9 protein-coding genes are annotated in these 12,282 nt (G+C 39.2%); 3 read left to right on the plus strand and 6 right to left on the minus strand.

Annotated features, from left to right (window positions below):
• Positions 1 to 217 precede the first annotated feature (217 nt).
• On the plus strand, positions 218 to 2,959 hold the full coding sequence (locus tag B3139_RS14435) for an outer membrane beta-barrel protein (protein WP_293884242.1): 2,742 nt from the start codon (positions 218 to 220) through the stop codon (positions 2,957 to 2,959).
• Positions 2,960 to 2,999: 40 nt separating this feature from the next.
• On the opposite strand, the gene B3139_RS14440 is transcribed toward B3139_RS14435, so the two are convergent.
• Both B3139_RS14440 and B3139_RS14445 read right to left on the minus strand, forming a co-directional pair.
• Positions 3,000 to 3,674 (minus strand): response regulator transcription factor, encoded by a 675-nt coding sequence (locus B3139_RS14440; RefSeq protein WP_293884244.1) that lies wholly within the window; start codon positions 3,672 to 3,674, stop codon positions 3,000 to 3,002.
• Positions 3,675 to 3,797: 123 nt separating this feature from the next.
• The gene (locus B3139_RS14445) at positions 3,798 to 5,231 is read right to left on the minus strand and encodes a sensor histidine kinase (RefSeq protein ID WP_293884246.1); all 1,434 of its coding nucleotides are present in this window, start codon (positions 5,229 to 5,231) and stop codon (positions 3,798 to 3,800) included.
• A 119-nt stretch (positions 5,232 to 5,350) separates the two neighbouring features.
• Here B3139_RS14445 and B3139_RS14450 point away from each other — a divergent pair, with 119 nt between their 5' ends.
• The gene (locus B3139_RS14450; protein ID WP_293884248.1) at positions 5,351 to 6,715 is read left to right on the plus strand and encodes a DUF4270 family protein; all 1,365 of its coding nucleotides are present in this window, start codon (positions 5,351 to 5,353) and stop codon (positions 6,713 to 6,715) included.
• A gap of 3 nt (positions 6,716 to 6,718) precedes the next feature.
• A complete protein-coding gene (locus tag B3139_RS14455) occupies positions 6,719 to 7,741 on the plus strand; it encodes a Kelch repeat-containing protein (RefSeq protein WP_293884250.1) in 1,023 nt (340 codons plus the stop codon).
• 442 nt (positions 7,742 to 8,183) lie between these two features.
• On the opposite strand, the gene B3139_RS14460 is transcribed toward B3139_RS14455, so the two are convergent.
• From B3139_RS14460 to B3139_RS14475, 4 genes are all read right to left on the minus strand, one after another.
• Positions 8,184 to 9,212 carry a glutaminyl-peptide cyclotransferase gene (locus B3139_RS14460; protein ID WP_293884252.1) on the minus strand — a complete coding sequence of 343 codons (1,029 nt, stop codon included), beginning with the start codon at positions 9,210 to 9,212 and terminating at the stop codon, positions 8,184 to 8,186.
• A 30-nt stretch (positions 9,213 to 9,242) separates the two neighbouring features.
• The gene (locus B3139_RS14465; RefSeq protein WP_293884254.1) at positions 9,243 to 9,599 is read right to left on the minus strand and encodes a YraN family protein; all 357 of its coding nucleotides are present in this window, start codon (positions 9,597 to 9,599) and stop codon (positions 9,243 to 9,245) included.
• A 9-nt stretch (positions 9,600 to 9,608) separates the two neighbouring features.
• Positions 9,609 to 11,612: a DNA primase gene (gene dnaG / locus B3139_RS14470; protein WP_293884256.1), complete on the minus strand. Its 2,004-nt coding sequence runs from the start codon at positions 11,610 to 11,612 to the stop codon at positions 9,609 to 9,611.
• Between the two features lie 250 nt (positions 11,613 to 11,862).
• The gene (locus B3139_RS14475) at positions 11,863 to 12,183 is read right to left on the minus strand and encodes a hypothetical protein (RefSeq protein WP_209578450.1); all 321 of its coding nucleotides are present in this window, start codon (positions 12,181 to 12,183) and stop codon (positions 11,863 to 11,865) included.
• Positions 12,184 to 12,282: the final 99 nt, after the last annotated feature.

The raw sequence follows: 12,282 nt of genomic DNA on the forward strand, positions 1-12,282 counted from the left end.
CTTTTATTCCTTTTATCAAAACCTTATAACGCAACATCTGCTATACGGTTTTGTTTAGCTGACTTTTAATTCCACTGCAAATATATCTAATCTTTCCATTCCCTTGGGGGTATTGTAACCAAAATGATAATAATTCGTAACAAATAGTACCCTATTTTTGACAAATCAATTTATGTAACCATTAACCGAATATCAAAACACATTCGCTGCTCAATCTATGAAGATCAACTTGTGGACTATCTCGATCCTAGCGATCAGTATGCTGTTATTGGGAAAAAATGTCTTAGCCCAGCACTATATTATGGGTACGCTGCTGGATGATAGAACATCGCACCCTATCCACGCTGCAAGTATCACGTTCATCGCGGTGAAAGATTCAATTAAATTCCAGGTTCCTACAGATATTTTAGGCAAGTTTAGCAGCAGCAAACTTTCCGACGGCGACTATTTGGTTACGGCACAAGCAATGGGCTATACGACAGACTTTCGGCGCGTAAAGCTGCTTGGTAAAACCGTTGAGCTTACGTTTAAACTCAGTAGCACTGAAATTGTATTGGATGAAATCAACATCGCTGCGAGCAATATACAGGTTAAAGGGGATACGCTTGAATTTGACACTAAGAGGTATGTTACACAAGATTTTGCAGATGCAGACGAATTGGTCAAACAGATTCCTGGAGTTGAAATTGATGACGTCGGCAATGTTAAAGCTCAGGGTGAGTCCGTCAATAAGATTATTATTGATGGTCGGGAGTTTTTCAGCACAGATCCTAAAGTGGCGTTGAAAAATCTTCCTGCCGATGTTATTGCTAAGATCCAAATCATCGATGATAAAACAGAACAAGCGAAATTTAGTGGGTTTGATGATGGAAAACGGATGAAAGTGATCAATATTGTCACCAAACCCGATAAAAGAAAGTCCTATTTCGGTAAACTCTCTTCAGGGGCAGGTCCTGACCGAAAATATGCCATCAATACACAGGTAACCAAAATGAATTCTAAACGGCAATATTCAATTGACATCAATACCAACAATGTCAATCAGCCCAATGGTTTTGCGACCCGGGGAAACACAAGAGGTCGTACCGGACAGGGAGTGACGACACGTTTCAATGCGGGGTTTAATTATTTGGACCGTTTTTTTGATGACCGGATGGACTTCAATACAAATTACACCTACAACTATACCGACAACAATGTACTCAGCCAAAGCAAAACAGAATATACTGCAGGCAACCGGGCCAACCAAATCAACAACCAGAATCAATTTAACAATACTTACAGCAACAACCATGCGCTGTCAGTCCGCGCGAACTGGAAGATAGATTCCATTCAAAAGCTGGACTTTCAACCTAATTTCTCCTATCAAAATAACGACAGGAACAGTAGCTCTACGGGCAATACCTTATTAAATCTTGCCGAGATGCTAAATAGTTCTGACCGCAGGAATAAGAGCTTTGGAGAAAATTTCAATTGGGGTGGAGACCTTACTTACATGCGAAGACTGAACAAACCCGGTCGCACGATCAGTTTTAATATCAATGGTTCATTTAGCAGCAATAAAAACCATGCTGAAAATTTCGCGCTAAACTCGTACTATAAAGATGGTCTATTCAGCCGGGTCGATACCGTCGACAACAGAAATTATTCCCTTGGTGACAATAATGGTTTTCGTTCCAAAGTTGCCTATACAGAAATGTTAGGTAAATATTCCCGAGTGCAGGGGAATTATACTTTTCGGAATACTGCACGTTATTCGGACCGGAAGACCTATGAATTCCTAGCTGAAACAGGTCAGCTCGGGGAATTAAAAAACCGCCTTTCCAATGAATTTCGAAATGATTTTGTCTACCATAGCGGTGGTATATCTTATTTGTTTAGCAAAAAAGATAGTATAAGATTTCAGATTGGCTTAGATTATCAGACTGCAGTACAAGTCAATGACAAATTATTCCCCAATACGCTGACAACAAAAAGCCATTTTACCAGTCTGCTGTCTAATCTGAACTTCCAATATAATTTCAATAAGGACACACGGGTCGAGTTTCGGTATAATGCAAAGACAAACACACCTACAATTGAGCAATTGCAGGATTTTATAGATAATCAAAACCCGCTTCGTATCAGCTCCGGAAACCCAAATCTCAAACAGGAGTATGACCACAACCTTGTCGTGCAATTCAGATCGATAAACAAAGGGACTGGCAAAAGCTTCACCTCTGATTTTACAGCAGATTTTATTCAACATAAAATCTCCAATACCATTTTCACCACAGATTCGGCATTTACAATCACGGAGGACGTCGTATTGGGACCCGGAGGACAGTATATCAGGCCCGAAAATTTCAATGGAGTTTATAACCTGAAATGGCAGAACAGTCTTGGGTATCGCTTTGAACCGTTGAAGCTCAACTTCAACTTGAACAACAATATGTATTTAAACCAGAATTACACTTTGTTGAATCTCGAAAAGGTCAACGCGCAAACATATGGAATAAGTCAACGCGTCGGCATCAATACAGCATTCAGTAAAGATGTTATCATTGGATTGGATTACAATGGAAATATAGCATTTTCCAAGAACTCAGCAACCGATAAATCCAATTATTCGGTCTATAAGCATACCATCGGTAATTCTATCGCCTTGACTCTACTGAAGACCTGGACGCTCAATTCAACGTTCAATTACCTATACAATAGTAGTATTCTGAATTCACCGAGTACAACAAGTTTGCTATGGAACGTTTCTTTTGGGAAAAAACTATTTAAGCGCAGGAACGCCGAAATCAATCTCACGGTATTTGATATTTTTAATGACAATAAAAATATCAATCAGCAGGTCAACGATCTTTGGATACGTGTTTCGCAGTCCAATGCCATTACGCGGTACGCAATAGTAAGTTTCACCTACCATATTCGTGGACTTAGCGAAAAGTCGGCCTTGAAAAACCGCCGTTAGCCACAGCACCCTTGATATCAATCCACGTGGAACACATCACTCAATCAACGGTAAGCATATACCCCACTCCTCTGACATTGGTAATCTTTATCCGATCATCTTGGCTAAGGTATTTGCGTATGCGGCTGATAAACACGTCTAAGCTTCGCCCCGTGAAATACTTATCATGGCTCCAATAGGCCCGCATGATATCCTCTCGTGGAATGACTTTATCTTTCTGTTCGTATAGCTTCCGCAGCAGTTCACTTTCGCGGAAAGACAACTTGAGTACCTCCCCCTGATAAGTTAACTGATGTTTTAGGCTATCTAGGCTATAGTCTCCGATCATCAGTTTCTGACCGAAGAGCATCTTTGGGCTATTTTTTAATAAGGACTCTATACGCACAACCAGTTCTTCGATCTTAAACGGCTTTTTGACATAATCATCTCCTCCCAAACGAAACCCACGTACAACATCTTCCGTCTGCACTTTGGCGGTCAAAAATATAATAGGTATTTGGGTATCTGATTCTCTTATCTTTGTCGCCAATGTAAATCCATCCATAACAGGCATCATCACATCGACGACCAGAATATCCGGCCTTGCTTCTGTAAACGCTTCCAAGGCCTCGTGCCCATTACTACAATGGGTGACATGGAAACCATTGGCTTCTAGGCTATCGGCAACGATCATTCCGAGACTTGGCTCATCTTCTACATATAAAATTTCAATCATAGCGTAAATGATTCAATCAAAATATATTTTGGTGCTGTTTCAAAACCATTTTAATGCAATCGACTCGAAAACAGACAATTAAATAATGACATTTGCTTTCAGACATATATATATCACTACTTATTAATGAGGTAAAAGAATACGAAAGGTACTTCCTTTGCTAAGCTCACTGTCGACAGTAATTTTCCCATCGTGTCTTTTTACCACCTGCTTGACATAGGCAAGTCCCAAACCAAATCCCTTTACATCGTGTAGATTACCGGACGGAACCCGAAAAAACATATCAAAAATCTGATTATGGTATTCGGAGGAAATCCCTTTGCCATTATCTGTAATACGAATATGGACATTTTCCTTCATTTCCTTTACTTCCACCTCAATATAAACTTCCTGCCCAGCATATTTTATCGCATTTTCAAGCAAATTATTGACCACATTTTTTAAATGGGCTTCATCGCCATTGATCATGATCTTACCCGGTATCGCAATAAGGTTAAAATCAACTTTTTTAGTTTTATTCAGCTGGGCAACTTCTATAGCTCCTTTCACCATGGCGACAAGATCGAAATCCGAACGCTGCAGAACAATCCCTCTGGTTGCGTCGATATCCATCTGAAGCACCTTTTCGATCATATTGGATAGATGTTCCAGCTCTCTTTTGGAAATATTCAGATACCGGTTCATCTTTTCTTTATCCTCCTTTACACCATACATTTGTATAGCTTCTATGGCTGCCATTACAGTAGATACAGGTGTTTTAAGCTCATGTGTCATGTTATCAACAAAGTTTTTACGCAGTTCGGCCATCTTGTTCTGATTGAGAATCGTCTTCATCAGATAGAAGAATGTTCCTAGCAATAATCCTATCAAGAGTAGTGCAATAAGTAGCTGCCAACTTAAGCTATACAAGAGATACTTCCAGTCTTCTTGGAATTTGATCACTAAAAATTCATTTTTAACCGGGTTGACAAGCATAGGTCTCGTCCAGGCGAGATTTGCTTCACGGTACTTTCGGCGGACGTCTTTGATTTGATCATGAGGAATCGTAACAATAGCCATTTCAAATGGTACTGATATACTCTTATTGTTTAAAGATTCTTTGAATTTTCTTTCGATCAAATCGAGATTTGCAGTATTCATATCAAAGTCACGGAACAAAAAGGGCGGAATGATTGCGCCCTGTCCTTCGCGATCTTTAGGAAATATTTTTTCTCGTCTATTTTGGCTCTCGCGATCAAAACGCTTGTTTTTAGGCCGATCTAGGCTTACACGTTGCAGCGCTTTGTCGAGTTCAGCAGCAGGTAGTAATGATGAGAGCTCGCGTTTAACCTCTTCCAGCAGATGATTGCGGTCGGCCTCCCGCCCATCCAATTGCCGGTCACCATTGCGGGCCTGATAGGCTTCCTGAACTGCGTTGAAGAGCGAGCGCTCAGCGGTGGATAGAAATAGATCCCGACGATTGGTATAACTTCCATAGAGCCAAATCCCCAGAACTACAGTAATTCCTACCCCGATTAAAACGATCAAACTGATCAGCAATTTAAATCTTCTACCCATAACTAAAACAAATTTAAATTACTAGATTTGCAATCGCTGTGGTAATTAACCATATTTAACAAAATATAACACTGATTAACAGTTGTCATTGATTACTTTTGCACTATTCAGAAATTAATATGATTAAAGACTTCAAGAGACGTAGTATACAATTTTTACTTCCACTTTTTACATTGGCCGCTTTTGTTGGTTGTAATAAAGACATTTCGCTCTCATTGGATAGTTCGAGAGACGAAACAATCGGTTTAGTACCTATTGATACCGTTTCCGCCAAAGTTTCTACTTATCAATTGGACGATATCCCCACTTCCGCTACCGGAACTATGCTTGTCGGGAAAAATAGTAATGCAGTTACAGGCAGTATGAAATCGACGGCTTATATGCGACTCGGCATTGGAACGATAAGCAGTGCTTCTATCCCTGATGATGCGGTATTGGATTCGATCACTTTAGTATTAACGCCAAATAAATACTCCTATGGTGATACTACGCAGGTACAAAAGATTTCGGTACACCGTGTAACAGAAGAAATTACCCAAACACAGATTGATCTCACCAAACCTGTTGATGAACGTCCTGTTTTTGTCACCTCAGCTGCAATATTCAGCAAACAAAAGTTTGCTTATGAAAATACGCCATTGGCAGAACTAACTTTTAAACCGCGGATACAATCGGCAGACTCTTTGTTTTTCAGATTCAACAGTACAATCAGCAATGAGCTGTTTACGATGATCAAAAATAATGACAACCGGATTCAGAACAGCACAAGTTTTCAAGAGTATTTTAAAGGCTTAGCACTTGTACCAGACAACAGCACGGCGTTGATCGGATTTAAAGATACCGTATTTTTACAGGTTCACTATTCGTTTCTGAATAATGAAGGTACCAAGTCTGTTGGTAAACAATATTTCTCCATTGATAATAAGTCTTATCAGTACAATCAAATTGAATCGGATCGCTCGGCAACAAAATTTGCGCCGATGACCTTAGCAAATCCCCAACTTGCCAGTGAAAAGACCGATGGAAATGTATTTTTAGAGGGATCAACTGGTGTTGTAGCAAAAATTGAATTTCCAACGTTATTGGAATTGGTGAACAATCCGTCAATAGCAATTAATAAAGCTGAACTTGTTATAGAAGTCCCTAATGGATCTGCAACGATTTTCGACCAGCCTCAAAGTTTGGTTCTGATGGTTGCTAGTAATAACGGTAATCCGATTAGTCTATTAACTGCACCTTATTCAACAACAACTCAACAAGCACCATTAGTGCGCGGAAATGATTTTGGTTCTAATGGTTCATACTCGTTCAATCTGATTGAATATTTAACAAAAATTAAAACAACGGCATACAATAATACTTCATTATATCTATCTTTACCAACATCGGGTTTGTTTTCAACTGGAAATAGGTTAATATTGGCAAAAGATAATGAGAATGATCCTAAAATTAAATTAAACATCCTTTATACTAAATTTCAATAATTTATGAACAAGAAAAATTGGCTACTCGTTTTATTAGCTTTTGTATTTACAGTTACAACTTTCTCTTCTTGTAAAAAAAGTGACGACAGCACAACCAAATCAGACGAATGGTTTGCGAAAGCTGCTTTTAAAGGGCCACAAACTTCATCTGCTGCTAGCTTTTTAATAAATAACGTTGCATATGTTACTACTGGTCTAGCAAGTAATGCTGGTGGTAAACCATTTCGTGTGAAAGACACATATGCTTATGACGCTGCATCAGATACATGGGCTGAAAAAGCTCCTTTCACAGGTGTCGAGAGAAACGGTGCCATCGGTTTTTCCATTGGTAATATCGGTTATGTTGGTGGCGGTAATGACGGGACAAATAACCTAAAAGATTTCTACAAGTTTGACCCTACAGCTGATAACGGAAAAGGTGCTTGGTCAAGTATTGCTCCACTTCCTATTGCCTTATCAAATGCAGTAGCTTTTACCTTAAATGGTGCTGCTTATGTGGGAACAGGAGAAACTGTCATTAATGGCGGAACAACGAATACGAATGAGTTTTACAAATATGATCCAGCAGCTAACACATGGCAGGCAATCAGTGATGCTCCATTTTCTGCAAAAAGAAAAGCAGCATTTTCTTTTGTTGTCAATAATGTAGCCTATGTAGGTGGTGGTATATCTAACGGTTCTTACCCAAAAGATTTCTACAAATTTGACGGAAGCAAATGGACTAAATTGAATGACCTTAACAGAGCAGATGATTCATATACTTATGATTTGACTCGTTCAAATGCGTCTGCTTTCGCAATCAATGGTACTCCATTTGTTGTTGGTGGTTACAAAAATGCAGTTATTAATAGCACATGGAAATATAATATTTCTGGTGACTATTGGACAAATGATAACGGCGCATTTGCTGGTTCTGCACGTCAGGATGCTGTTGGTTTCGCGGTAGGAAACAACGGTTACATCACTACTGGACTAAACGGTTCTTCTCGTTTTGATGATACATGGATGTTTACTCCGATTTATTAATCGCAATAAAATCATTATAAAAAAAGGAATGGAGTTTAAACTTCATTCCTTTTTTTATTAAAAGTAGTGGTCTCTATTGACTTGAAAGTATATGAAGCTAACTTTCGATATTGCTACGATACCATCTGAAACAGCTTAGATCCGGCAACCACTATAGAAATAGCATGATTTCCTCTATTCATTAGTATTTCGTAGGCCAGACACACTGTTGAGGCCGAGTTTCTTTCGCGCTACCACTTAAACTTATCAAACCATCTACTTCTCTTTTGGTAGTTTAATATACAAAAGACGGAAATTAAAACTAGACCCATTTCCTCTATAGCGCAAAGAAGAGTAAGAGCAAAAAAATCCCTGCCATAACGAGTTGGCAAGGATTCTGATTTTATATAAGCTTACACGACTATCAACCTTCAAAATAAGATCAAAATAGAAAAAAGCTTATTTATTTTTCAACGGTTTTGATTTCATACAACGTATTCCATAGCTTACCTGTCACAAATAGGCGTTTGCCCACCTCATCATAAGCGATGCCATTCAATTCATTATCGTAAGCAGACGTATGCTCATAAATGCCCACCAAATTAATCCGCCCCTCTACTGCTCCTGTTTGTGGGTTGATGATAACAATAACATCTTTCTGATAGACATTTGCATAGACTTTGCCGTCTATATACTCCAGTTCGTTAAGTTCATCCACTGGGCCGGCTTCGTCGTAAACTCCGATAGCATTCAACTCCTTACCGGTTGTTGCATCTAAAAAGTATAACTTATTGGAGCCATCGGATTTAATCAAGTGTTGTCCATCGTAGGTTAGACCCCAACCTTCCTTACTATTTTCATATTTAAAGGAACTTTCTTTTACAAAAGAGTTTTTATCAAAGACATACCCTTCTCCTTGTTGCCAAGTTAACATAAATAACTTATTACCAACCAATGTCATTCCTTCAGCGAATGTCTTTTCATCAAATTTAACCTCTTTCAGTACTTTACCTGTTTTTAGATCAACTTTTCTCAGGTTAGACTCTCCATAGCGCCCATTCGATTCATAGAGAACACCATCTGCAAACTGTAGACCTTGTGTAAATGCTGTGGTATCGTGCGGATATTTGTTCACTACCTCAAAACCATAGTTTTTTGCGCTTGCAGGTACAACGTAAAAGGTACTGGAAACAGAATCAGGTTTTCCGGCGTTGTATACCAAAGCGGAAATATTACGTGTACCGTAAGACATGTCCTTTGTATCTACTGTAATCGCCGTGGTGTCGGTTGATGAGCCCACATGTTTATCATCTACAAAATAAGCTACAGAGTCCATTGTCACTGATTCAAATTTCAGTTTCAATTGCACTTGAGCACCTTTTAAAACAGCTTGATTTGCTCCAGGAGATGCAAATTCCAAACTGGATTTTTTTGACTTACAAGAAGCAAAAGCAAGTGCTGCAATTGCCATAAAATAAGTGATTTTTCTCATCTATGTATAATTATTTATAAGTACGTATTCTCAACTATCCCAAAACGCATCTTTGATATAATTGAGTTCAACTTTGGGGGCTCTCGTTATGGCGACAACATCAAATCGAAGCTCACCGGTGTAATGGGTTTTAAGGATATAAGCCTGGGCAGCACGAATCAGTCGACGTTGCTTTTTTATATCTACAAATTCGTAAGGTTCGCCGAAATCAGTTCCCGACCGTGTTTTAACTTCAACAAATACAAGTGTATCCTTGTCCCTCACGATCAAATCTACCTCTAAATTCTTAAATCGCCAATTTCTTAACACTATTTTATAGCCTTTCTCTACGAGGTATTCCATCGCCATTTGTTCACCCCAGTTGCCCGTTTCAAGATGCTTGGCCATATCAGTTGATCACTTTACAATAGTATTTCCCAGAAACCCACCCAACAACCTTTCAGCTTCTTTTAGCTTCTGATATTTAAAAATAAGGACTTCCAAATTTGCCTCATCTTTTTCGTGTTTCATCTCTTCACGAATATGATGCATTTCGGTTTCAATTTTACGTTTTTTAATTCGATAGATCGCCGTAACAACAAGCGGTTTTAAATGCTCATATTCTTGCGTTACATAAATTTTACGCTTATCGTCGTTCCAATTTTCACTGAGCGAATATTTACTGGCAACACTATTAATTGCCAAATCCGAGATTGACGGATCCGGGTTGGAATAAAACTGCTTGGCATCAGGAATCTCATACTTTGCTGCAGCCTCTCGATACACTTTCAAAATATAAGCTGCGGCTTTGTCTTTAAACTCAATGTCGCTTATATTTCCCAATAATACGCCTGCTACAGGAATATCTCCATCGCCTTCCCAAGTAGCTAGATAGTCACCATAGTTGATTAAGATACGTACAATCTCACGCTCCTGGAGAATTTCCGATGTCAGCTGTGCTGGCTGCTCAATAGACTCCATAGGGGCAACTCCGCCTCGCTCATCGTCAGTCATAAAAAAATCCGGAGGCGGACCATCCATTCCAACATGCGACATGCCGGCGTTTGGCAGTGAGCTTTGAGGTTTCCGTGCTGCATCCTTATCTGCTTTTCTTGCCCTATTTAGTCTGATTTTATTGAGCTCGGCCAATAAAATCCGCTCTTCGATATCCAAAAGGCTGCTACATTCCCGGATAAAAACAGAGACCTTAATCTCATCTGGAATCAATGCAATACTTTCGACTACATCACGAATTACCTCGGCCCTCTTTATTGGGTCATTATTGGCATCGCGAAGTAGAATATTCGTTTTGTAAAAGATAAAGTCCTGCTGCTTGGATTTCACATAATCCTTAAAAGCTGCGGCACCAAACTTCTGCACGTAAGAATCGGGGTCATTACCATCCGGAAAAAGCAATACTTTAACGTTTAAGCCTTCCTCGAGCAGCATATCTGTACCGCGTAGAGAGGCTTTAATGCCCGCTTCATCTCCATCATAAAGAATGGTCACATTTTTTGTAAATCTTGAAATAAGCTTGATCTGACCGGTTGTCAATGACGTTCCAGAGGAGGAAACAACATTTTCTACTCCAGCTTGATGGACAGAAAGAACGTCTGCATAGCCTTCTACCAAATAGCAATTATCCTCCTCCATAATTGCCTTTTTTGCGAAATTCAACCCATATAGTACGTCTGATTTATGGTAGATTTCACTTTCAGGAGAATTTACATATTTGGCAATCTTTTTATCTGTCTTTAGCGTCCGCCCGCCAAAGCCAATTACACGGCCCGTCAAGTTATGTATAGGAAACATAACCCGACCACGAAAGCGGTCATACAATGATTTATCGTCACGCTCAATGGCCAGGCCACTTGCTGCTAAATAATCGGGATGAAAACCGGCTACTTGTGCCTTGTCGACCAATGCGGTCCATTCTTCCGGCGAATAGCCCAATTCAAATTTTTTAATGATATCCTCAGTGTAGCCCCGCTCCTTAAAGTAGTTGAGTCCAATGACCTGCCCCATTTCAGTTTTCCAGAGCTGTTCGGCAAAAAACTTACCGGCCCACGCACTCAGTACATACAGGCTTTCCCTTTTATCTTGTGCTGCAAGCTGAGCAGGAGACCGCTCAACCTCTTCTATTTGAATCGAATACTTATCGGCTAAATAACGGATGGCCTCCGGATAAGAAAACTTTTCCAGTTCCATCACAAATTTAAGGGAATCTCCACCAACACCACATCCAAAACACTTATAGATACCCTTCGAAACAGATACGTGAAAGGAGGGTGTCTTTTCATGATGGAAAGGGCAATTTCCAATCAAAGACGTACCCCGTTTCTTTAAATCAACGAAGTCGCCCACCACCTCTTCTATCCGTGCTGTTTCCAGTACCTTGTCAATAACTTCCTGCTTTATCAAACCGTTTGCTTTTTAATGTAAAATTAGATAAAAATGTTTTAAAAAGCTATGCCATTATATTGAATGCCACCATCAATCTGCATGCAAATTGATACTTCGAAAACATACAATGAATTATAGATATAAATAAGAACCCCCAGGATATATCCGCATGAACTTATGCAAGTATAACTGGGGGTTTGTTTGTGCCTGTTGTCAACGCATAAGGAAAGAGAGATGAAACACAAGCGATGCAACAGGACTTTTTATCTTAATTATTCAGCATTCCATAAAACTCATTCATATAATAAGATTCTTGGAGTGCATCTCGAAAATTTTGCCATTGTTCTTCGTCAAAAGAAAATACAATATCTGGATAGGGTGTCTTCATGATCAATCGAAATTCGCCGTCTGGAAAAGAACTAAAAAAGAGCTCATCACCAGTGGTTCGTGTCATATTCAAAAAATCAACAAACTTATTCCTTGTAAATGTCAGTACAAAACTTTGTTGCCAGATATAATAGGTTTGACACTTTAGACAAACACTGATATGGGTATCCCCTCTTTGGCTTAGTATCTTCGTATCACACATATTTATCTATTTATTTAGACTTGTTATAAATAATGTTCAAATGTAAGAATAGTTTTTATAATAACAAGTACATCAACAAAAAAAAGAAGCTGTCTCAAA

The organism is Sphingobacterium sp. UBA1498, from assembly GCF_002325125.1.
Lineage (GTDB): Bacteria > Bacteroidota > Bacteroidia > Sphingobacteriales > Sphingobacteriaceae > Sphingobacterium.